Raw genomic sequence first — 21640 nt, 5'->3', positions numbered from 1 at the left:
AGGTTTCTGCGTCACAAGCAAGACAGCAAGGGAATTTCGGAGACGAGTTGAAGCGGGATGCGGGCGGAAAACCGCATACACTTCTCCTCATCCCGCTCTGTCGGTTCAGGCTCGCAAACCGCGGATGATCGGCGGCTGGAACTCCGGCTGGCTGAGGCTCTGCAGCGTCTCCGGCGGCGCGCCGTCGATATGGCCGATCACGGCCTTGGCGAGCTCCCGGCCGGCGACGCGGATGTCCTCGTACATGGTCATGACCTCCGGCCGCAGCCAGCGCAGGAAGTCGCTCGGGACCTTCGAGACCATGTCGCAGTCCTCCGTGAGCTTCTTCTTGGCCATCTCCAGGCCGGCGATCAGCGCGATCGCGCCGGAGCCGCTGCCGGAAACGATGCCGTCGGGCGCATCCTCGGAGCGCATCAGCACTTCGAAGGCGTCACGGATCTCGACGAGCGAATGATCGATGTTGGTCTGGTGAAAGCCGACCGCGTCCGCCTGAAAATCGCGCAGCCCTCGCTCGAAGCCGGCGCGCATGTGGGAATAGAAGGTGAGGTGGGGAGGCGGTTCCAGAAGCACGAGCCGCCGACGGCCGCGTGCGACAAGCTTGCGCACCGCCTCATAGGCGAAGCGCTCGTTGTCGAAGTCGTGATAGGGGTGGACGATCCCCATCTCGGTGCGGCCGTGGGTGACGAAGGGCAGGCCGCGCTCGGTCAGAAGCGCCACGCGCGGGTCGTGCGGCTCGGTGCGCGAGATGATCACGCCGTCGGCGGCGCCCGTGTCGAGAATGTAACGGATCGGAGCCAGCGCGTCCTTGACGGCGCTATAGGGCGTGACCACCAGATGATAGGGCGTGCCGGCGAGGATCTCGGTGATGCCGACGACCATCGGGCTGGTGATGCCCATGATCTCTTCCTCCAGGGTCAGCACCAGGCTGATGACATTGGTCTTGCCGGTCCGGAGGCGCACGCCGGCGCGGTTCGGCTGATAGCCGATCTGCTTGGCGACGAGGCGCACGCGCTCCTTGGTTTCCGCGCCGATGTCGGGCGCATCCTTCAGCGCCCGCGACACCGTGGTGATGCCAAGTCCGGTCATGAAGGCGATCGTCTTCAGGGTCGGCCGGCCACCGTCCGGCGGCGGCGTCTGCGGCCTGTTTTTCGTCTTGCTGTCCATTGCCGTCACCCGCCCATTCTCTGCCCGCCCGCTGCCGGCGTTGTCCGTCCGGCAGCGAACCGCGTCGGTTCAGCCCTGTCCACTGCTGCCCGCCGCGTCACTTCATCGCCTTATATACGAAAAGCAGCGAGCGGCTATCCTGCTTCGGACGGAGCGAATTGCTTCAAATCTGTAACGATACAGTTGCGATGTCGAGCATTTTTGTTGCTGCGCTGCGAAAGATGAAGCGGTCTGGTTGAATCTCGCTTTTGTCCGCGTGCGTTTTGCCCATGACGGGTGAAGATTGTCGACTTGGCCTATGGCATCTCATTAAAATTTAGTTATATCAGTTATTTATATGGATCTTTCTCGTGCAATGAGGAGTTCAGGCCTGAGTGCAAAGCGCTTTGGACGCCCGATGTCATATGCACGCAATAGGTGTTTTCCAAGATTCTGTTTAAATCGATTGTGGTGGGTGTTGCGTCCTGTAATCGATTGCATTAAGTTTTTTACGGTAACGTTACAGTGAGGGAGGAGACTCATGAATTTACGTTCTTTCGCCGTCGTGCTTTCGGCCGCCGTGGCCCTGCCGCTCAGCGCGGCCAAGGCTGCCGATCTTGAAGTGACCCATTGGTGGACGTCCGGTGGCGAAGCTGCCGCGGTTGCGGAACTGGCCAAGGCCTTCGATGCGACGGGCAATCACTGGGTCGATGGCGCGATCGCCGGATCCGGCGGCACCGCCCGCCCGATCATGATCAGCCGCATCACCGGCGGCGACCCGATGGGCGCCACGCAGTTCAACCATGGCCGCCAGGCGGAAGAGCTGGTCCAGGCCGGTCTGATGCGCGACCTGACCGATGTCGCCACCCGCGAGAAGTGGAAGGACATCATCAAGCCGGCGAGCCTGCTCGATTCCTGCACGATCGACGGCAAGATCTATTGCGCGCCGGTCAACATCCATTCCTGGCAGTGGCTGTGGCTGTCGAACGCCGCCTTCAAGAAAGCCGGCGTCGAAGTGCCGAAGAACTGGGATGAGTTCGTGGCGGCAGCACCGGCGCTGGAAAAGGCCGGCATCGTGCCGCTTGCCGTCGGCGGTCAGCCCTGGCAGGCAGCCGGCGCTTTCGACGTGCTGATGGTCGCGATCGCCGGCAAGGACACCTTCCAGAAGGTCTTCGGCGACAAGGACGAGGAAGTGGCGGCAGGCCCGGAAATCGCCAAGGTCTTCAAGGCTGCCGACGATGCCCGCCGCATGTCGAAGGGCACCAATGTCCAGGACTGGAACCAGGCTACCAACATGGTCATCACCGGCAAGGCCGGCGGCCAGATCATGGGCGACTGGGCGCAGGGTGAGTTTGCTCTGGCCGGCCAGAAGGCCGGAACGGATTACACCTGCCTGCCGGGCCTCGGCGTCAACGAGATCATCTCGACCGGCGGCGACGCCTTCTACTTCCCGCTCCTGAAGGACGAGGAGAAATCCAAGGCGCAGGAAGTGCTCGCATCGACGCTGCTTGATCCGAAGACGCAGGTTGCCTTCAACCTCAAGAAGGGCTCGCTGCCGGTGCGCGGCGACGTCGATCTCGCCGCCGCCAACGACTGCATGAAGAAGGGCCTGGACATCCTTGCCAAGGGCAATGTGATCCAGGGCACCGACCAGCTGCTTTCGGCCGACAGCCAGAAGCAGAAGGAGGACCTGTTCTCCGAATTCTTCGCCAACCCGTCGATCACCCCGGAAGACGCGCAGAAGCGTTTCGCCGAGATCATCGCCGCGGCGGAGTAACCGCAACTGCCTTGGCCGGCCTCGTTGAAGAGGCCGGTCAAAGCCTCCCATCCGGCATGGCGTGAGCGTGCCGTGAGTCCGCGCGTGATGCGTTCGCGGCCCCATGGGAGTGGTTGTCGCCCTGATGAGGCAAGGCGCCTGAAAGCGCTGCCCATCGTCCGAAACCCATTGCAGTTCCGGAGGAACAAACATGGCAGGCTACAGTGAGGGTTCGGGCCGACCGAACCAGTGGCTGCGGAACCTGAATGCGAAGATTGCCTCCGTCCCGATGATCCTGACGGCCGTGGTCATTTTCCTCGGCGGCACGATCTGGACGGTCGTCTATTCCTTTACCAATTCCAAGCTCTTGCCGCGGCTCTCTTTCGTCGGCCTCGATCAGTACGAACGCCTCTGGGCGGCGCCGCGCTGGCTCGTCTCGGTCGAGAATCTGGCGATCTACGGCATCTTCTCTCTGATTTTCAGCCTGGTCATCGGCTTCGTGCTGGCGGCGCTGATGGATCAGAAGATCCGCTTCGAAAACACCTTCCGCACCATCATGCTCTACCCCTTCGCCCTGTCCTTCATCGTGACGGGCCTCGTCTGGCAGTGGCTGCTGAACCCGGAGTTCGGAATCCAGTCGGTTGTGCGCTCGCTCGGCTGGGAGAGCTTCACCTTCGACCCGCTCTACAATTCCGACATCGTCATCTACGGCATCCTGATCGCCGCACTCTGGCAGGGCACGGGGCTCGTCATGTGCCTGATGCTCGCGGGCCTGCGCGGCATCGACGAGGATATCTGGAAGGCCGCGCGCGTTGACGGCATTCCCATGTGGAAGACCTATCTCTTCGTCGTCATCCCGATGATGCGCGGCGTCTTCATCACGACGCTCGTCATCATCGCCAGCGGCATCGTCAAGGTCTACGACCTGGTCGTGGCGCAGACGAGCGGCGGCCCGGGCATCGCCTCGGAAGTCCCGGCAAAGTATGTCTACGACTACATGTTCCAGGCGCAGAACCTCGGTCAGGGCTTCGCCGCCTCGACCATGATGCTCATCACCGTCGCCATCATCATCGTGCCTTGGGCCTATCTGGAATTCGGGGGAGGGCGCAAGCGTGTCTGATATCGTTGCTTTCAATTCGGTGGACGAAGAGGCCGTGGCCCAGGCGCAGACGGACCGCGTCGTGGCTGGCCCTCGCGGGCGGAAACCCCGCCGGGCGCTGTCCTCGCGCAATATCGTGATCTACGGCACGCTGATCGTCGTGGCGCTCTATTACCTGCTGCCGCTTTACGTGATGGTGATGACCTCGCTGAAGGGCATGCCGGAAATCCGCCTCGGCAACATCTTCGCCCCGCCGGTCGAGATCACCTTCGAGCCCTGGGTCAAAGCCTGGGCGAGCGCCTGTACCGGGCTTAACTGCGACGGCCTTTCGCGCGGCTTCTGGAACTCGGTGCGCATCACCGTTCCCTCGACGATCGTCTCGATCGCGATCGCCTCGGTCAACGGTTATGCGCTCGCCAACTGGCGCTTCAAGGGCGCGGAACTGTTCTTCACGATCCTGATCGTCGGCGCCTTCATTCCCTATCAGGTGATGATCTACCCGATCGTCATCGTGCTTCGCGAGATGGGCATTTACGGCACGCTCACCGGCCTCATCATCGTGCACACCATCTTCGGCATGCCGATCCTGACGCTGCTCTTCCGCAACTATTTCGCCGGCCTGCCGGAGGAACTGTTCAAGGCGGCGCGTGTCGATGGCGCCGGCTTCTGGACGATCTACTTCAAGATCATGCTGCCGATGTCGCTGCCGATCTTTGTGGTGGCCATGATCCTGCAGGTTACCGGCATCTGGAACGACTTCCTGTTCGGCGTCGTGTTCACCCGGCCGGAATACTATCCGATGACGGTTCAACTCAACAACATCGTCAACTCGGTCCAGGGCGTGAAGGAATACAACGTCAACATGGCGGCGACGATCCTGACAGGCGCCGTGCCGCTCGTCGTCTACTTCGTCTCCGGGCGGCTTTTTGTCCGCGGCATCGCCGCCGGCGCAGTGAAAGGGTAACAACATGCAAAACGTCAGCGTATCGGTCAAAGACCTGTCGTTGAGCTTCGGTGCCGTCACTGTGCTCGACACGCTCAACCTCGACATCAAGGATGGCGAGTTCCTGGTGCTGCTCGGCTCGTCCGGCTGCGGCAAGTCCACCCTGCTCAACTGCATTGCCGGCCTGCTCGATGTCAGCGACGGGCAGGTCTTCATCAAGAACAAGAACGTTACCTGGGAGGAGCCTAAGGACCGCGGCATCGGCATGGTGTTCCAGTCCTACGCGCTCTATCCGCAGATGTCGGTGGAGAAGAACCTCTCCTTCGGCCTGCAGGTTGCCAAGGTCCCGAAGGAGGAGATCGACAAGCGCGTGCGCCGCGCCGCCGAGATCCTGCAGATCCAGCCGCTCCTGAAGCGCAAGCCCTCGGAACTCTCCGGCGGCCAGCGCCAGCGCGTGGCGATCGGCCGGGCGCTGGTGCGCGATGTCGACGTGTTCCTGTTCGACGAGCCGCTCTCCAACCTTGATGCCAAGCTGCGCTCGGAGCTGCGCGTCGAGATCAAGCGGCTGCACCAGTCGCTGAAGAACACGATGATCTACGTCACCCACGACCAGATCGAGGCGCTGACCCTGGCTGACCGCATTGCGGTCATGAAGAGCGGTGTGATCCAGCAGCTTGCCGATCCGATGACGATCTACAACGCGCCGGAAAACCTGTTCGTCGCCGGTTTCATCGGCTCGCCGTCGATGAACTTCTTCCGTGGCGAGCTGCAGCTTCGCGACCAGCGCGCCTACGTCCACGTCAACGGCGTCGATTTCGACGTGTCCGCCTATCCGTCACGCGCGCCGTTCGTGCATGGGCAGAAGGTCGTGCTCGGCCTCAGGCCAGAACATGTGCGTGTCGACGAGGTGGCGGGCGGCGCAGCGGCCTCGCATCGTGCAGTCGTCGATATCGAGGAGCCGATGGGTGCCGACAACCTGTTGTGGCTGAAGCTCGCCGGGCAGTCGATGTCGGTGCGCATCGCCGGTCAGCGGCGCTATGCGCCGGGTACGGCCGTGACGCTTTCCTTCGACATGGGCGTCGCCTCGATCTTCGATGCGACGAGCGAGAACCGCATCTAGCTGCATGTCGCGCAAAAGACTGAAGCGGTTTTGCGGAAACGACATGCGCGGACGTAAAGAATAGAGGGTGGCGCCGGGCGGAACTGCTGCCCGGCCGATCCCGACAATGACTGTGCCGGCGTTGCCGGTCGACCCGTGGAATACGATAATGCTTTCTGAGGACTACACCCGAAACGCCATCCGTCTCGACCTCGCAGGCGATTGGCAGCTCTCTTCCGTCGACCACAGCCACACGCTGACGATGGCGTTGCCGGGCGACGTGCACTCGGCCTTGCTCAAGGCTGGCGCGATCGACGACCCCTATGTCGGACGCAACGAGAACGACGTGCAGTGGGTGGCGCACAAGGACTGGGTGATCGAACGCACGGTTATGGTCGCAGCCGATGACCTCTCGGGCTACTGGTATCTCGACCTCGAATGCCTCGATACAGTTGCCTCGGTCTTCGTCAACGACCGGCTGGTGCTCGAGGCGGACAATTGCTTCCGCCGTTATCGGCCGGACGTCTCGAAGGCGCTCGTCGCCGGTGAGAACCGCATCCGCATCGCGCTACGATCCTCGATATCAGAAGGCGCGCGGCGTCAGGCAGCGCAGCCCTTTTATGTGCCCTATCATCCCGGCAATTCGCCGATCGCCAATGGCAATATGTTGCGTAAGCCCCAATGCCATTTCGGTTGGGACTGGAACCTCGCGATCGCGCCGCTCGGCGTCTATGGGGAAATCGCCCTTTGTCGGCTGGAGATCGCCCGCATCGAGCATGTGACGACGAAGCAGGTCTGGCTGGAGGATGGTGCCGTCGACCTTGTGGTGACGGTGACGCTCTTTGCCGATGCGCCCGGCATCGTGCCCGTACATTTCTCGCTCGACGATGATCGCGAGCGGCTGGACTGCGCCGTCGGCAAAGGGGAGACGCGCATCACCCATGTCTTCACCGTCGCCAAGCCGAAGCGCTGGTGGCCGGCGGGCAGCGGCGAGCAACACCTGTCCGTCCTGACCGTCGAAGTGCCGCAGGAGCAGGTGACCCGCCAGATCGGCTTCCGCACCATCGAACTGCTGACCGACAAGGACGAGGCCGGGAGCCGCTTTGCCTTCCGCGTCAACGGGCGCGAGATCTTCTGCAAAGGCGCCAACTGGATCCCGGCCGATGCGCTGGCGTCGCGGGTGACGCGCGAAGGCGTCGAGGACCTTTTGACCTCGGCCGTCGACGCCAACATGAACATGATTCGCGTTTGGGGCGGCGGCTTCTACGAGCCGGCCTGGTTCTACGATCTCTGCGACCGGCTCGGTCTCATGGTCTGGCAGGACTTTATGTTCGCCTGCAACCTCTATCCGTCGACCCCGGATTTCCTGGAGAACGTCGCGGCCGAAGTAGACTATCAGGCCAAACGCCTATCGACCCATCCGTCGATCGCGGTCTGGTGCGGCGATAACGAACTCGTCGGCGCGCTCACCTGGTTCGACGAGCCGCGCAAGGATCGCGACCGCTATCTCGTCTCCTATGATCGGCTGAACCGCACGATCGAGGTGGCGCTGAGAACCGCACTTCCCGAAGCGATCTGGTGGCCGTCGAGCCCGGCGTCCGGCTATTTCGACTTCGGCGATGCCTGGCATGCCGATGGCTCCGGCGACATGCACTACTGGTCGGTCTGGCATGAGAACAAGTCCTTCGACAATTATCGCAGCGTGCGCCCGCGCTTCTGCTCGGAGTTCGGTTTCCAGTCCTATACGTCGATGCCGGTCATCCGGCAGTTTGCGGCGGAAAAGGACCTCAACATCGCATCGCCTGTGATCGAGAGCCACCAGAAGAATGTCGGCGGCAACGAACGCATCGCCGGCACGATGTTCCGCTACTTCCGCTTCCCCAAGGATTTCCCTGCCTTCGTCTATCTCAGCCAGATCCAGCAGGGGCTGGCGATCCGCACCGCCGTCGACTACTGGCGCTCGCTGAAGCCCCATTGCATGGGCACGCTCTACTGGCAGCTCAACGATACCTGGCCGGTCGCGTCCTGGTCGAGCCTGGACTATGGCGGCAGCTGGAAGGCGATGCACTACATGGTCCGGCGCTTCTTCCAGCCGGTATCGGTTGCGGCGATCCCGTCAACTGACGGCAAGGAGGTCGCCTTCTCGATGGTCAACGACACGGCGGGGCCGGTGACGATCGAGCTGCAGACCTTCCTGGTTTCGCTCGACGGCAAGCGCACGCCGCTGACGGCAGCCGCCGGCACCTGCAGCCCGGATCGCGCAGCAACGCTGGTGACGATCGCTGCTTCCGATATTCCCGCCGACAGCCTGCTGTTCTGGTCCTTCGAGGCGTCGAACGGGATGCGCGGCGAGGGGCATCACGTCAACGGCACCTACAAGGCGCTCGATCTTCAGCCATCCGGCCTGACGCTTGATGTCGCACCATCAGGCGAGGGCGCTTTCGACGTCACCGTCAAGGCGAGTGGGCTGGCGCTGCATGTGATGATCGAGGCCGACGTCGCCGGCCGCTACTCCGACAATGCCTTCGACCTTTCCGTCGGCGAGGCGAAGGTCGTCCGCTTCACGCCGAAGGTGCCGCTTGGCGCAGGTGACCTCCCACGCTTTGCCGCCTTCGATCTCGAATCCTGCCAGGGAAAGGGTTGACCGCCATGAAACGCAGCCACGTCAACGATATCATCGCCAAAAGCGATGCCTTCATGAAGAGCTTCGGCTTCACGCTGCCGCCCTTTGCCTATTGGTCGCCGGAGGAATTGAAGGCGCGTGTCGCCTCCGACAGCCCGACGATCTTCGATGCCCGCCTCGGCTGGGATATCACCGACTACGGCAAGGGACGCTTCGACGAATTTGGCCTCGTGCTCTTCACGCTCCGCAACGGCGATGCCTCCAACCTCAGGACCGGGCAAGGCATGGTCTATGCCGAGAAGCTGATGATCACGGCCAAGAACCAGGTCAATCCGCTGCATCGCCATGCGGTGAAGACCGAGGACATCATCAATCGCGGCGGCGGCGCGCTGGTGCTGCAGATGTACAATTCCAGGCCCGACGGCTCCGTCGACGAGGAAAGCGATGTCGTCGTTGCCACCGATGCGCGGCTGCGCACCCTCAAAGCCGGTGATTTGCTGAAGCTGAAGGCTGGCGAAAGCGTCACGCTTTTGCCCGGCAACTGGCACGCCTTCTGGGCCGAAGGCGCCGACGTGCTGATGGGCGAGGTTTCGACCGTCAACGACGATCTCACCGACAATTATTTCCGTGAACCCGTCGGCCGCTTCTCGGCAATCGAGGAGGACACGGCACCCACCCACCTGCTGGTGTCGGATTACGACACCTGGCTCAAATGATCCCAAGACCAAACGAGGAGGATTTCATGAAGGACGTCAGTTTCCAGCTCTATAGCGCCCGCAATTTCCCGCCTTTCGCCAACGTGCTCACGGCGCTCGGTGAGGCCGGCTACAGCCAGGTCGAAGGTTATGGTGCGCTCTATGCGGCGCTCAGTGACGCGGAGATCGCGAGTTTCAAGGAAGGGCTCGACAGCAACGGCCTTGCCATGCCGACCGCCCACTTTGGTCTCGACATGCTGGAGAGCGATCCGGCACGCGTGCTCGAGATCGCCAAAGCGCTCGGCATCAAGGCGATCTATTGCCCCTACCTGATGCCCGACCAGCGCCCGACGGATGCCGCCGGCTGGCGCGCCTTCGGCGAGCGGCTGCAGAAAGCCGGCAAGCCCTATCGCGACGCCGGGCTGATCTTCGGCTGGCACAACCACGACTTCGAATTCGCGGCGCTTCCGGACGGCAGCATCCCGCAGGATCTGATCTTTGCAGGCGGACCGGATCTTTCCTGGGAGGCCGACATCGCCTGGATCATCCGCGGCGGTGCCGATCCGATCGCCTGGATCAAGAAACATGGCGACCGCATCACCGCTGTGCACGTGAAGGACATCGCGGCGGCGGGCGAGAAGAAGGACGAGGATGGCTGGGCCGATGTCGGCGAGGGCACCGTCGACTGGAAGGGCCTGTTCCAGGCGCTTGCCTCCACCAAGGCCCGCTACTTCATCGCGGAGCACGACAATCCGAGCGATTTCAAGCGCTTCGCCAAGCGCTCGCTCGCCTCCATCCAATCCTATTGAGAAGCAGGTTCATCCATGACCAAGGAACTCGGCGTCGGCATCATCGGATGCGGCAACATCTCCACCACTTATTTCCGGCTCGCGCCGCTCTTTAAGGCCATCAAGGTTATCGCCTGCGCCGACATCAATCCGGCGGCGGCCGAGGCGCGGGCGGCCGAATACGGCGTCGAGGCACAGAGCATCGAGGCGCTGCTGGCCAATCCGGATGTCGATATCGTCGTCAACCTGACGATCCCCGACGCGCATTTTCCGGTATCGAAGGCGATCCTCGAAGCCGGCAAGCACGTCTACTCCGAAAAGCCGCTGGTGCTTTCGCTGGAACAGGGCGAAGAACTGCGGGCGATCGCCAAGGCGAAGGGCCTGACGGTCGGCTGCGCGCCGGATACCTTCCTCGGCGGCGCGCACCAGCTTGCCCGCAGCACCATCGACGCCGGCAAGATCGGCCGGGTAACGTCCGGCACCTGCCACGTCATGAGTCCGGGCATGGAGATGTGGCATCCGAACCCGGACTTCTTCTTCCTGCCGGGCGGCGGGCCGATCCTCGATCTCGGGCCCTATTACATCGCCAACCTGATCAACCTGATCGGGCCGGTGAAACGCGTCGCCGCCCTTTCCTCGATGGCCAATCCGACCCGCACGATCACCAGCGAGCCGCGCAAGGGCGAGGTGATCCCGGTCAAGACCCCGACCAACATCCATGCGCTGCTCGAATTTGAGAACGGCGCGACGATCACGCTGTCGGCAAGCTGGGATGTCTGGTCGCACCGCCATGCCAACATGGAGCTCTACGGCACCGAGGGCTCGCTCTACGTGCCCGATCCGAACTTCTTCGGCGGCAAGGTGGAAGCAAGCGGCCGCGACAAGAATATCCAGCCGCTGGAACCCTGGGATCACCCTTTCGGCATCGAGAACCAGGAGCACCCGCAGGGACCGATGGCGAACTACCGCACCGCCGGCCTTGCCGACATGGCGCTGGCGATCCTCGAAGGCCGCGATGCCCGTTGCTCGCTCGACCGCGCGCTGCACGGCGTCGATGTGATGGTGTCGATCCTGAAGTCGGGCGAGGAGGGCCGCTTCATCGAGCTTTCCACCACCTGCACCCAGCCGGCCGCTCTCGGCATCGAGGAGGCGAGGGCGTTGCTGCGTGAGGCAGAGGAAGAAATATCGGGAAATCGTGTCGCTGCCGCTTCATAGCGACGGCGGACAGGTTTAGACCTTTGTGAACTGAGGTTTCCGTTGCGGCCAACCGCTACGGAAACCGTTTCATTTTCGAGAGTGGCGGATACGGCCGCCACCTGCACCCGATCGCGGAGGATTGTGCGATGACCTGGCTACCGGCGGAAAACCGCTACGACACCATGAAATATAACCGCGTCGGGCGCTCCGGCCTGAAGCTGCCGGCGATCTCGCTGGGGCTCTGGCACAATTTCGGCGGCGACACGCCGCATGACCGCAAGGTCGACATGTGCCGCACCGCCTTCGATCTCGGCATCACCCATTTCGATCTCGCCAACAATTACGGCCCGCCTCCGGGCTCGGCCGAGACCGCCTTCGGCGAGATCATGCGCACGGACTTTGCTGGCCTGCGCGACGAGCTGATCATCTCCTCCAAGGCCGGCTACGACATGTGGCCCGGCCCTTACGGCGAGTGGGGCAGCCGCAAATACATGATCGCTTCCTGCGACCAGAGCCTGAAGCGCATGGGCCTCGACTATGTCGACATCTTCTATTCGCACCGCTTCGATCCGGATACGCCGCTCGAAGAGACCTGCGGCGCGCTCGACCATATCGTGCGCTCGGGCCGGGCGCTCTATGTCGGCATCTCCTCCTACAATTCGCAGCGCACCCGTGAAGCGGCGGCGATCCTTAGGGATCTCGGCACGCCGTGCCTCATCCACCAGCCGAGCTATTCCATGCTCAACCGCTGGATCGAGGATGACGGCCTGATCCATACGCTCGAAGATCTCGGCATCGGCTCGATCGTCTTCTCGCCGCTCGCGCAAGGGATGCTGACGACCAAGTACCTCCAGGGCATTCCGGCCGACAGCCGTGCGGCGCAGAACCACTTCCTCAAGAAGGACTTCATCCGGCCGGAGATCATCGACAACATCCGCAAGCTGAACGGCATTGCCGAAAAGCGCGGCCAGACGTTGGCGCAGATGGCGCTCGCCTGGGTCTTGCGCGGCGGCCGCATCACCTCGGCGCTGATCGGCGCCAGCCGCTCCGAGCAGATCGTCGATTGCGTCAAGGCGCTGGAGAACGATACGTTCACGGCAGACGAACTGGCCGAGATCGATCTCTATGCGCGTGAGGCGGACATCAACCTCTGGGTCAAGTCAGCGGAGCTCTAAGCTCTGCTGAAAACATTGATTTGCCTGCATTTTAGGCAAAATCCCGGGCTTTCCGGCGCATTAGACAAAAGTCGAATAGGTGCCGGAAAGCGGCTTCTGGACATGCCTTGGTGTTTCTGTAAGGTGCGGGCATGCCCGTCGATGGCGGCGCCGATTTGCGTCGTTTCGGCAGGTTAACGAGGAGGAGCCACCTTCGTCCGGGAAGGCGCAGGGTGGATTGATGGGTGGTGGCGCTGATCGCGGCCGCCCTTTTGGCGAGAACTAGGGGAGGAACCATGGATCGCCGTTCATTTATCAAAAACGCGAGTCTCGGTGGGCTTGGTGCGGTCGCCGCCACGGCACTCGCATCGCCGGCCATCGCGCAATCAAACCCGAAGATCAACTGGCGCCTGGCATCGTCGTTCCCGAAGTCGCTCGACACGATCTACGGTGGCGGCGAAGTGCTGTCGAAGTACGTGTCGGAAGCAACCGACGGCGCCTTCCAGATCCAGGTCTTTGCTGCCGGCGAAATCGTTCCCGGTCTGCAGGCCGCTGACGCGGCTGCTGCAGGTACCGTCGAAGCCTGCCACACGGTCGCCTACTATTACTGGGGCAAGGATCCGACCTGGGCGCTGGGTGCCGCCGTTCCCTTCGCGCTCAATGCGCGCGGCATGAACGCCTGGCACTACCATGGCGGCGGCATCGACCTCTTCAACGAATTCCTCGGCACGCAGGGGCTCGTCGGCTTCCCCAACGGCAACACCGGCGTGCAGATGGGTGGCTGGTTCCGCAAGGAGATCAAGACGGTCGCCGACATGCAGGGCCTGAAGATGCGCATCGGGGGTTTCGCCGGCAAGGTCGTCGAAAAGCTCGGCGTCGTGCCGCAGCAGATCGCCGGCGGCGACATCTATCCGGCGCTCGAAAAGGGCACCATCGATGCCGCCGAGTGGGTCGGCCCCTATGACGACGAGAAGCTCGGCTTCTACAAGGTCGCGCCCTATTACTACTACCCCGGCTGGTGGGAAGGTGGCCCGACGGTCCACGCCATGTTCAACAAGGCGGCCTTCGAGGGCCTGCCGAAGAACTACCAGTCGCTGCTGCGCACCGCCTGCCAGGCGACCGACGCGAACATGCTGCAGAAGTACGATTACCTGAACCCCTCGGCAATCAAGCGCCTGGTGGCTTCCGGTGCCAAGCTCAGCCCATTCAGCGCCGAGATCCTTTCGGCCTGCTTCGATAAGGCGAACGAAGTCTATGCCGAAATGGAAGACTCGAACCCGACCTTCAAGAAGATCTGGGACTCGATCAAGGCCTTCCGTGGCGAATACTACCTCAACGCCCAGATCGCCGAATACAACTACGACACCTTCATGATGATCCAGCAGCGCGGCGGCAAGCTCTAAGCTTCCGCCCATTGCAGATAGGTCAGGAGCCGCTCGCAACATCCGTTGCGGGCGGCTTTTTCGTTTGGCGCGATCAACCGGCGAACATGCCGATTTCGTGGTAGGGTTGCGGCCTCAACGGAGCGGAGGAGCAGCCATGCCAAGTGAAGGCCAATCGCTGGTGCTCGGACCCGACGCGGGCCGGCGGTACGACATGGGCGCCATACAGGCGGTCTTCAAAGCCGATGGGCCGGAGACCGAGGGACGCTTTTCGATCTCGGAATGGTGGCTCGATGCCCGGCATGAAGGGCCGGGTGCCCACAAGCACGACGACAATGACGAGATCTTCTATGTGATCGAGGGAACCGCCAGCATCCTCGTCGGCGAGACCTGGCACCAGATGGCCAAGGGCTCGCTTTGTGTCATCCCGCGCGGGACGATGCATGATTTTCGCAACGAGAGCGCCTCGCGCATGGGCCTGCTCAACGTCTTCGTCGGAGGCCCGTTCGAGGAGATGATGCCCATGATCGTCGATTGGTATCGGGAAAACCCGGTCAAGCGGCTCGACTGAGCGGAATATCCATCCGGAGGAACCTGTCAGCAAATGAAGACGGCGGCTTTCTGGCAAGCGGGCATCCCCTTCTCCTTCATCCTCGCCCTTATGGTGGGGATCCAGCAACCCGACGTCCGTCGGGTCAAAAGACTCTTTTCAGCCCAAGAACTTGGGCTGTCTAGATTCCCGTGACAGGCACAGGAATCTTGGATAGCGCCCGGGCTTGCCCCGCAAGCTGCGATGATCAGATATGCCTTTCCCGGCAGCCTGACGGCGGCGCCGCAAAGGGCCATCTCCGGGGGGACCGCAAGCTGAGAGGGCGGCCCGTGGGGCCGCCCTCTATTTGCGTGCCTGTCCGCTCTACTTGAACGATGGCGGCTGGCTGAGGTCGTTTGAAGGTGCCGTTTGCGGCTGGGCACCTGTGCCGCCAAACGAAGGCGGCTGGCTGAGGTCGTTCGACGGAGCCGTCTGCGGTTGGGTGCCGCCACCCTGGTTGGCCGGCTTCTGGTCGAGCGGGCTGCCGCCCGGAAGCTGCAGGCCGCCGGGCAGGCCGAGGCCGCCGCCGCCGGGGGCAAAGCCCGGCACCTCGATCTTGATGGTGTTCGGATCGACGCCAGCACCGGTTCCCTTGTAGTGCATGACCATCTGCGGGAACATGATCGTCAGCGCCACCATCAGGATCTGGATGCCGACGAAGGGCACCGCACCCCAGTAGATCTGCCCGGTGGTGACCGGCTGGATCGTCTTGCCGGTGATCTTGTCGAGATAGGGTACCTTTGCCGCAACCGAGCGCAGGTAGAAGAGCGCGAAGCCGAAGGGCGGGTGCATGAAGCTCGTCTGCATGTTGATGCCGAGCAGCACGCCGAACCAGATGAGGTCGATGCCGAGCTTGTCGGCGGCGGGCGCCAAGAGCGGCACGATGATGAAGGCAAGCTCAAAGAAATCCAGGAAGAAGGCCAGGAAGAAGACGAGCGCGTTGACGGCAATGAGGAAGCCGACTTCGCCGCCCGGCATCGCCGTCAGCAGGTGTTCGACCCAGATGTGGCCGTTGACCCCGTAGAAGGTGAGCGAGAAGACGCGCGCCCCGATCAGGATGAACAGCACGAAGGCCGAAAGCCGGGTGGTGGCCGTGAGCGCGCCGCGCACGACGTCCATGTGCAGCCGGCCCTTGGCCGCAGCCATGATCAGCGCGCCGACCGCGCCCATGGCGCCGCCTTCCGTCGGCGTCGCAATGCCGAGGAAGATGGTGCCGAGAACGAGGAAGATCAGCGCCAGCGGCGGAATCAGCACGATGATGACCTGCTGGGCGAGCCGCGACATCGCATTGATCTTCAGGTTCTTGTCGGCAAGGGCAACGACATAGATGAAGGCGACGCCAACCGTTGCACCGAGGATGTCGGCGTTCTCGCCCTGGGTCGGGGAGAGGTAGACGTGGGCGGCATAGGCGATGCCGGCTGCGACCGCAAGCGCGATCGCCAGCGAGGTGACGCCGGAACCCAGCGTGCGCGCTTCCAGCGGCAGCGCCGGCATGGAGTCACGCTTCAGGATGGTCATGATCAGGATGTAGATCATGTAAAGGCCGGTGAGCACCAGACCCGGGATCAGGGCGCCGGCATACATGTCGCCCACCGAGCGGCCGAGCTGGTCGGCAAGAACGATCAGGACGAGCGACGGCGGGATGATCTGGGCGAGCGTGCCCGAAGCGGCGATGACGCCCGAGGCGACCTTCCGGTCATAGCCGTAGCGCAGCATGATCGGCAGCGAGATCAGGCCCATGGCGATGACCGAGGCGGCAACGACGCCTGTCGTGGCGGCCAGCAGCGCGCCGACGAAGATCACCGCATAGGCAAGACCGCCGCGGATCGGGCCGAAGAGCTGGCCGATCGTGTCGAGCAGGTCTTCGGCCATGCCCGATTTCTCGAGCACGATCCCCATGAAGGTAAAGAAGGGGATGGCGAGCAACGTGTCGTTGGACATCACCCCCCAGAACCGGTCCGGCAGCGCGTTGAGCAGCGGCCAGGAAAGGTTGATCGAGTCGGACAGCGGCGCGAGTTCGACGCCGACGATGAAGAACAGCAGGCCGTTGGCGGCGAGCGAGAACGCGACCGGGTATCCCAAAAGCAGGAACACGATCAGCGACGCGAACATGATCGGCGCCAGGTTTTCAGCGATGAATTCGATCATGGACGGGTCTCCGGAGACACGGCATCGTCAAGCGGCGCATGGGTCGGCACATAGGGTGTCGGGTCTTCCATGTTGCCGGTCATGATCGCGATCTTCTTGATGATCTCGGATACGCCCTGAAAGGCGAGCAGCAGAAAGCCGACGAGCAGGATGGCCTTGGCCGGCCAGATGATCAGGCCGCCGGCCGAGGAGGAGACTTCACCCGAGACGTAGGACATCTTCACATAGGGGAAGAGGTAGTAGAGCACGAGCAGCACGAAGGGCATCAGGAACAACAGGTGTCCCAGCAAATCGATCCAGTGCTGCACGCGGCGCGAAAACTGGCCGTAGACCACGTCGATGCGGATATGCTCGTTCTGGCTCAGCGTGTAGGCGGCCGCGAACATGAAGGCGGCGCCGAACAGGTACCATTGCGCCTCGAGCCAGGCATTCGACGACATGTTGAAGATTTTTCGGATCACGGCATTGCCGGCGCTGACGAGCACCGCGGCCAGAATCAGCCATGAAACGCTCTTTCCGATGAATTCCGTAATCGTGTCTATTAATCGGCTGAAGCCGAGCAAAGCTCTCATCGATTTCCTCCCCGCGATGGCTTTTTATGGTTGTTGTGCCAAGCACAGCCAGAGTGCCGATTTCAAGCGCGCGTTCAAGTCCAAGGCGTGATTTTCCCGTGTAGTTCGGCCGCCTCCGACTAAAGTAGAATGCGCCGTCCCCGCGCTCTGCTCATTGTTTGTGCAAACCCGTTCCGCCTCGTCGGTCCGAGCATCGGCGGATGGTTCAAGGCAGCGCGTCGGCCGCCCGAATCGGTGTGGAAAGACGGCCACAGAGGGCGGGGCGCGTGTTTTACTGCAACGTTGCAGCCTTGAAATTGTATGATTTTTGAGATCGGATGCGCCCACCAACGGAGGACGCCGAAACCATGACCGCCATGATCCGCAACCCGATTCTCAGGGGATTCAACCCCGACCCTTCGATCTGCCGCGTCGGCGACGATTACTATATCGCGACCTCCACCTTCGAATGGTATCCGGGCGTGCAGATCCATCACTCGCGCGACCTCGTGAACTGGCGGCTCGTTCGCCGGCCGCTGGAGCGCGCCAGCCAGCTCGACATGCGCGGCAACCCCGATAGCTGCGGCGTCTGGGCGCCGTGCCTCTCCTATGACGACGGGCTGTTCTGGCTGGTCTATACCGACGTCAAGCGCTTCGACGGCAACTTCAAGGACGCGCACAACTACATCGTCACCGCGGAGGCGATCGAGGCGACCTGGTCGGACCCGGTCTATGTCAATTCCTCCGGCTTCGACCCCTCGCTTTTCCACGACGACGATGGCCGCAAGTGGTTCCTCAACATGCAATGGAACCACCGCACCGAGAGTTTCGGCGGTTCGCCGAAGCATCCGGCGTTCGACGGCATCTTGCTGCAGGAGTGGGACGAGCGCACACGCAAGCTCGTCGGTCCGGTGAAGAACATCTTTGCCGGCTCGCCGCTCGGCCTCGTCGAGGGCCCGCATCTCTTCAAACGGAACGGCTGGTACTATCTGACGACCGCCGAGGGCGGCACCGGCTACGATCATGCCGTCACCATGGCGCGTTCGCGCACTATCGACGGCCCCTACGAGATGCATCCGAGCACCTATCTGATCACGTCGAAGGATCATCCGGAAGCGCCCCTGCAGCGCGCCGGTCACGGGCAATATGTCGAGACGCCGGACGGCCAGGCCTATCACACGCATCTTGCCGGCCGGCCGTTGCCGCCGCAGCGGCGCTGCACGCTCGGGCGCGAGACGGCGCTGCAGAAATGCGTCTGGCGCGACGACGGCTGGCTCTATCTCGAAAGCGGCGGCCCGGTGCCGGAGGTACTCGTGCCGGCTCCGGCTGCGGTGGAGCAGCTACCGGAAGAAACCGTCGTGGAGACGGAGTTCGACGAGGGCGTCCTTCCGATCGAGTTTCAGTGGCTGCGCACGCCTCAGCCGGAGCGGGTCTTCTCGCTCGACGCGCGGACCGGACATCTCAGGCTCTTCGGACGGGAGAGCATCGGCAGCTGGTTCGAACAGGCGCTGGTGGCGCGTCGGCAAGAGCATCATTCCTTCCGCGCCGAAACAGCGGTCGAGTTCGTGCCGGAAACCTACCAGCAGGTTGCGGGCCTGACGCATTACTACAACCGCCACAAGTTCCATGCGCTTGGCGTAACGTGGCACGAAACGCTCGGGCGGGTGCTGACGATCCTTTCATGCCCCGGCGATTTCCCGCATGGGCGGCTGGAGTTTCCTGTCGGCAGCGGTATCGCCATTCCAGAGGGGCGGATCGAGCTTGCCATGGAGATCCTCGACAACGACCTGCAGTTCTTCTGGCGGGAGACGCGCGCCGAGGATTGGCACGCAATTGGCCCGGTTCTCGATGCGGGCGTGGTCTCGGACGAGGGCGGTCGCGGCGAACATGGATCTTTCACCGGCGCCTTCGCCGGCATGTTTGCCTTCGACACTTCCGGCGCGGGCAGGGCGGCGGATTTCGGTTGCTTCCGGTACGTCAGCCTTGCAGCGGACGGATGTTTGTGCATTAGAAAAATAGAATAAGTGTCGGATATCATTACGCATTTGTAATGTAGAGCTTCATATTCGGTTCAGGAAGCGGGGCCTAATTTCCGGGTGTAGACAACGAAAGGACACCCGAATGAAACGTCTCCTGATCGCGCTCGTCGCCAGTTCCGTTCTGATCACGCCGGTCGCAGCACTTGCCCAGCCGGCAGGATCCTTCGAGGTGGCGCAGAACTATGACCGCTCCCGCCGCCCTGTTGATCGTCACGTCGACCGCCACGTCGACAAGCACGTCACGATCGAGAAGCGCGTGATCGTCAAGAAGAAGGAGCGCTGGGCGCGCGGCCATCGCCTGACACCGGCCGAACGCCGCCACATGGCGCAGGTGCGCGACTATCGCTATTACAAGCTGCGCCCGCCGCCGCGCGGCCAGCAGTGGGTGCGGGTCGACAACGACTTCCTGCTGATCAGCCTGGCGACCGGCGTCATCGTCGGACTGGCGACGGCTCGGTAAGTATCATTTGCTGGCCACGGGGCGGTGGTTTCGCCATCCCTTGCTGCCGCCGGGAAAGACATCTCTGTCGTTCAGAGGATGCCAGTGGACCACTGGCATCAACCAGGATCTGCCTCTTCTCTGTGTCTGTCACAGAGATCCAGCCGCCGTGCGTCGGCACGGCGAAAGATTCCGATACTCTCGGAGCTTTCTCGCGCCGCCGACGCGGCGCGGCTGGGCCCTCTGCGAGCCTTGTTTGCTTCCTCACGTGGCGCGCACCATAGCCATTTCGAGGGCAGGCAACCTTTCCCGCTCCCCAAACAGCAGATGTTCGATCTCACCCATTGGCTCCAGCGCCGCTTCGTCCCCGGGCGCATCGCCGAAAAACGGATCGAACATCGGCACCGGCCGGCCGGCGGCGTTCAGCGCCATGCATGTGAAGCGCGGCCGGCGCGGGGCGGGCGCAGTCTTGGCCATCAGGCGGCCCGTGGCGACCAGTTGGCGAAGGGATCGGCGAGATCGCGCCAGCGTTCCGGGCGGAAGCTTTCGTCCGTCAGCAGGCAGGCGTCGAGTTCGGCGCGAAGCTCTGCCTCGTTCATCGGGTCGGCGCCGATGAAGACGATCTCCTGCCGGCGGTCGCCCCAGACCGGATCGATATAGGGGCCGACCGCCTTCAGGAAGCCGGGATCGCGCGGCCATTGTTCCTTCGGCACCGCCGACCACCAAATGCCCATCTTGCCGGTTCTGACCAGCGGCCCCGCCTGGCTGATCTCGCCGACGTAATGCGGGCGGGTGGCGAGCCAGAAGAAGCCCTTGGCCCGCAGCACGCCCGGCCAGGAGCGATTGAGGAAGGCCTGGAAGCGCATGGGGTCGAAAGGTCGGCGGGCGCGATAGACGAAGGAGCGGATGCCGTATTCCTCCGTTTCGGGAATATGGTCCTTGAAGCCGTTGAGTTCCTTGTACCAGAGCGGATGCTGCTCCGCCTTCACAAGATCGAAGCGGCCGGTTCCAAGCACGTCGCGCAAGCTCACCTTGCCGAAATCGGTTTCGATCAGTCGCGCGTCCGGGTTTAGGCCGACGATGATCTTGCGGGCGGCATCTACCTGCTCGGGCGTGGCGGTGCCGATCTTGTTCAAGACCACGACATCGGCAAACTCGATCTGCTCGACCAGAAGGTCGACGAGCGTGCGCGTATCGCCTTCGCCTGCGGTCTCGCCACGATCGGCAAGGAAATCGAGCGAGGAATAGTCCGCAATCAGGTTCACGGCATCGACCACCGTCACCATCGTGTCGAGGCGGGCGACGTCTGCAAGGCTCTCGCCGTCCTCGTCGCGAAAGTCGAAGGTGGTGGCAACGGGCAGGGGCTCGGAAATCCCGCTCGATTCGATCAGCAGATAGTCGAAGCGGTTCTGTTCGGCGAGGTTGCGCACCTCCTTCAGGAGGTCGTCGCGCAGCGTGCAACAGATGCAGCCATTGGTCATTTCCACCAGTTGCTCTTCCGTGCGCGAGAGGTCCGCGCCACCATCGCGTACCAGCGCCGCGTCGATGTTGACCTCGCTCATGTCGTTGACGATGACGGCGACACGCAGGCCGTCACGGTTGGAAAGCACGTGGTTGAGCAGCGTCGTCTTGCCGGCGCCGAGAAAGCCGGAGAGAACGGTGACAGGGAGCTTTTCCATCGAATATTCCCTTATGTTATATCGTTACAACGATGTGTGAAAGAAACGGCGGGCACGATGGCCCGCCTGATACGAGAGTGCGGCGTTTGGCGTTCGATCTTCCGGCCTGACCCCGTTTGCCAGGCAACCGGATCGTTGTCGCAAACTCTCCGTTGCCTGTGGTTGACCTTTTCTCTCGTCATCCTCGGGCTTGACCCGAGGACCCAGTCGTCGGGTGCGAATCCATGGCCGGTTTTGCGGCCGTCGCGCCCGCGGGACTGGATGCTCGGGTCAAGCCCGAGCATGACGGAGGTGGGGACGACGGACGCGGACGCCC

At 62.7% G+C, this 21640-nt stretch carries 18 protein-coding genes; 13 read left to right on the top strand and 5 right to left on the bottom strand.

The genetic code is table 11. The features are described from left to right. Positions 1–105: 105 nt before the first annotated feature. Entirely contained in the window at positions 106–1164 is a 1059-nt protein-coding gene (locus ACQ5BM_RS22090; RefSeq protein WP_429815922.1) for a LacI family transcriptional regulator, read from the bottom strand. Positions 1165–1684: 520 nt separating this feature from the next. Between ACQ5BM_RS22090 and ACQ5BM_RS22085 the strand changes: the two genes are divergently transcribed. The 11 genes from ACQ5BM_RS22085 to ACQ5BM_RS22035 all read left to right on the top strand — a co-directional run bounded on the left by ACQ5BM_RS22085 (position 1685) and on the right by ACQ5BM_RS22035 (position 14450). Further along, positions 1685–2920, top strand: a complete 1236-nt coding sequence (locus ACQ5BM_RS22085; protein WP_429815919.1) for an ABC transporter substrate-binding protein — start codon at positions 1685–1687, stop codon at positions 2918–2920. A gap of 190 nt (positions 2921–3110) precedes the next feature. Beyond that, the gene (locus tag ACQ5BM_RS22080; RefSeq protein WP_429815917.1) at positions 3111–4019 is read left to right on the top strand and encodes a carbohydrate ABC transporter permease; all 909 of its coding nucleotides are present in this window, start codon (positions 3111–3113) and stop codon (positions 4017–4019) included. A gap of 19 nt (positions 4020–4038) precedes the next feature. Further along, positions 4039–4962, top strand: a complete 924-nt coding sequence (locus ACQ5BM_RS22075) for a carbohydrate ABC transporter permease (protein WP_429815966.1) — start codon at positions 4039–4041, stop codon at positions 4960–4962. A 4-nt stretch (positions 4963–4966) separates the two neighbouring features. Then, a complete protein-coding gene (locus ACQ5BM_RS22070; RefSeq protein ID WP_429815914.1) occupies positions 4967–6061 on the top strand; it encodes an ABC transporter ATP-binding protein in 1095 nt (364 codons plus the stop codon). 148 nt (positions 6062–6209) lie between these two features. Further along, positions 6210–8684, top strand: coding sequence for a beta-mannosidase (locus tag ACQ5BM_RS22065; RefSeq protein WP_429815911.1), 2475 nt, complete (start codon positions 6210–6212; stop codon positions 8682–8684). Positions 8685–8689: 5 nt separating this feature from the next. Next, positions 8690–9379 (top strand): D-lyxose/D-mannose family sugar isomerase, encoded by a 690-nt coding sequence (locus tag ACQ5BM_RS22060; RefSeq protein ID WP_429815908.1) that lies wholly within the window; start codon positions 8690–8692, stop codon positions 9377–9379. A 26-nt stretch (positions 9380–9405) separates the two neighbouring features. Further along, entirely contained in the window at positions 9406–10167 is a 762-nt protein-coding gene (locus tag ACQ5BM_RS22055) for a sugar phosphate isomerase/epimerase family protein (protein WP_429815905.1), read from the top strand. A 15-nt stretch (positions 10168–10182) separates the two neighbouring features. After that, positions 10183–11361 (top strand): Gfo/Idh/MocA family protein, encoded by a 1179-nt coding sequence (locus tag ACQ5BM_RS22050; RefSeq protein ID WP_429815902.1) that lies wholly within the window; start codon positions 10183–10185, stop codon positions 11359–11361. A 128-nt stretch (positions 11362–11489) separates the two neighbouring features. Then, positions 11490–12518, top strand: coding sequence for an L-glyceraldehyde 3-phosphate reductase (gene mgrA, locus ACQ5BM_RS22045; RefSeq protein WP_429815899.1), 1029 nt, complete (start codon positions 11490–11492; stop codon positions 12516–12518). A 275-nt stretch (positions 12519–12793) separates the two neighbouring features. Next, complete coding sequence (locus ACQ5BM_RS22040; RefSeq protein ID WP_429815896.1) at positions 12794–13900, top strand: TRAP transporter substrate-binding protein; 1107 nt, start codon at positions 12794–12796, stop codon at positions 13898–13900. Between the two features lie 136 nt (positions 13901–14036). Then, a complete protein-coding gene (locus tag ACQ5BM_RS22035) occupies positions 14037–14450 on the top strand; it encodes a cupin domain-containing protein (protein WP_429815893.1) in 414 nt (137 codons plus the stop codon). Between the two features lie 342 nt (positions 14451–14792). Here the strand turns inward: ACQ5BM_RS22035 and ACQ5BM_RS22030 are convergent, their stop codons facing one another. Together ACQ5BM_RS22030 and ACQ5BM_RS22025 are read right to left on the bottom strand one after the other, a co-directional pair. After that, the gene (locus tag ACQ5BM_RS22030; RefSeq protein ID WP_429815890.1) at positions 14793–16616 is read right to left on the bottom strand and encodes a TRAP transporter large permease; all 1824 of its coding nucleotides are present in this window, start codon (positions 16614–16616) and stop codon (positions 14793–14795) included. Then, a complete protein-coding gene (locus tag ACQ5BM_RS22025) occupies positions 16613–17188 on the bottom strand; it encodes a TRAP transporter small permease subunit (protein ID WP_429815887.1) in 576 nt (191 codons plus the stop codon). The genes ACQ5BM_RS22030 and ACQ5BM_RS22025 overlap by 4 nt, the downstream gene beginning before the upstream one ends. Before the next feature lie 347 nt (positions 17189–17535). On the opposite strand from ACQ5BM_RS22025, the gene ACQ5BM_RS22020 reads away from it, so the two are divergent. Together ACQ5BM_RS22020 and ACQ5BM_RS22015 are read left to right on the top strand one after the other, a co-directional pair. After that, positions 17536–19191, top strand: a complete 1656-nt coding sequence (locus ACQ5BM_RS22020; RefSeq protein ID WP_429815884.1) for a glycoside hydrolase family 43 protein — start codon at positions 17536–17538, stop codon at positions 19189–19191. Between the two features lie 97 nt (positions 19192–19288). After that, complete coding sequence (locus ACQ5BM_RS22015) at positions 19289–19666, top strand: RcnB family protein (RefSeq protein ID WP_429815881.1); 378 nt, start codon at positions 19289–19291, stop codon at positions 19664–19666. A gap of 243 nt (positions 19667–19909) precedes the next feature. Here ACQ5BM_RS22015 and ACQ5BM_RS22010 read toward each other — a convergent pair whose 3' ends face one another. Together ACQ5BM_RS22010 and zigA are read right to left on the bottom strand one after the other, a co-directional pair. Beyond that, on the bottom strand, positions 19910–20122 hold the full coding sequence (locus ACQ5BM_RS22010; RefSeq protein WP_429815878.1) for a hypothetical protein: 213 nt from the start codon (positions 20120–20122) through the stop codon (positions 19910–19912). Next, positions 20122–21324, bottom strand: a complete 1203-nt coding sequence (gene zigA, locus ACQ5BM_RS22005) for a zinc metallochaperone GTPase ZigA (RefSeq protein ID WP_429815875.1) — start codon at positions 21322–21324, stop codon at positions 20122–20124. The genes ACQ5BM_RS22010 and zigA overlap by 1 nt, the downstream gene beginning before the upstream one ends. Positions 21325–21640 lie beyond the last annotated feature (316 nt).

This window comes from Ensifer sp. B1-9 (assembly GCF_050474445.1).
Classification (GTDB): domain Bacteria; phylum Pseudomonadota; class Alphaproteobacteria; order Rhizobiales; family Rhizobiaceae; genus Ensifer.
Note: the sequence above shows the minus strand (reverse complement) of the source record. Positions and strands in the feature narration are given on the sequence as shown.

Bases quoted from the DNA above. Each gene is read 5' to 3' on its own strand.
- ACQ5BM_RS22060 (WP_429815908.1), top strand. From the start codon at position 8,690: ATGAAACGCAGCCACGTCAACGATATCATCGCCAAAAGCGATGCCTTC.
- ACQ5BM_RS22055 (WP_429815905.1), top strand. From the start codon at position 9,406: ATGAAGGACGTCAGTTTCCAGCTCTATAGCGCCCGCAATTTCCCGCCT.
- ACQ5BM_RS22050 (WP_429815902.1), top strand. From the start codon at position 10,183: ATGACCAAGGAACTCGGCGTCGGCATCATCGGATGCGGCAACATCTCC.
- mgrA (WP_429815899.1), top strand. From the start codon at position 11,490: ATGACCTGGCTACCGGCGGAAAACCGCTACGACACCATGAAATATAAC.
- ACQ5BM_RS22010 (WP_429815878.1), bottom strand. From the start codon at position 20,122: ATGGCCAAGACTGCGCCCGCCCCGCGCCGGCCGCGCTTCACATGCATG.
- ACQ5BM_RS22015 (WP_429815881.1), top strand. From the start codon at position 19,289: ATGAAACGTCTCCTGATCGCGCTCGTCGCCAGTTCCGTTCTGATCACG.
- ACQ5BM_RS22080 (WP_429815917.1), top strand. From the start codon at position 3,111: ATGGCAGGCTACAGTGAGGGTTCGGGCCGACCGAACCAGTGGCTGCGG.
- ACQ5BM_RS22035 (WP_429815893.1), top strand. From the start codon at position 14,037: ATGCCAAGTGAAGGCCAATCGCTGGTGCTCGGACCCGACGCGGGCCGG.
- ACQ5BM_RS22030 (WP_429815890.1), bottom strand. From the start codon at position 16,616: ATGATCGAATTCATCGCTGAAAACCTGGCGCCGATCATGTTCGCGTCG.
- ACQ5BM_RS22020 (WP_429815884.1), top strand. From the start codon at position 17,536: ATGACCGCCATGATCCGCAACCCGATTCTCAGGGGATTCAACCCCGAC.
- ACQ5BM_RS22070 (WP_429815914.1), top strand. From the start codon at position 4,967: ATGCAAAACGTCAGCGTATCGGTCAAAGACCTGTCGTTGAGCTTCGGT.
- ACQ5BM_RS22065 (WP_429815911.1), top strand. From the start codon at position 6,210: ATGCTTTCTGAGGACTACACCCGAAACGCCATCCGTCTCGACCTCGCA.
- ACQ5BM_RS22025 (WP_429815887.1), bottom strand. From the start codon at position 17,188: ATGAGAGCTTTGCTCGGCTTCAGCCGATTAATAGACACGATTACGGAA.
- ACQ5BM_RS22090 (WP_429815922.1), bottom strand. From the start codon at position 1,164: ATGGACAGCAAGACGAAAAACAGGCCGCAGACGCCGCCGCCGGACGGT.
- ACQ5BM_RS22040 (WP_429815896.1), top strand. From the start codon at position 12,794: ATGGATCGCCGTTCATTTATCAAAAACGCGAGTCTCGGTGGGCTTGGT.
- zigA (WP_429815875.1), bottom strand. From the start codon at position 21,324: ATGGAAAAGCTCCCTGTCACCGTTCTCTCCGGCTTTCTCGGCGCCGGC.
- ACQ5BM_RS22085 (WP_429815919.1), top strand. From the start codon at position 1,685: ATGAATTTACGTTCTTTCGCCGTCGTGCTTTCGGCCGCCGTGGCCCTG.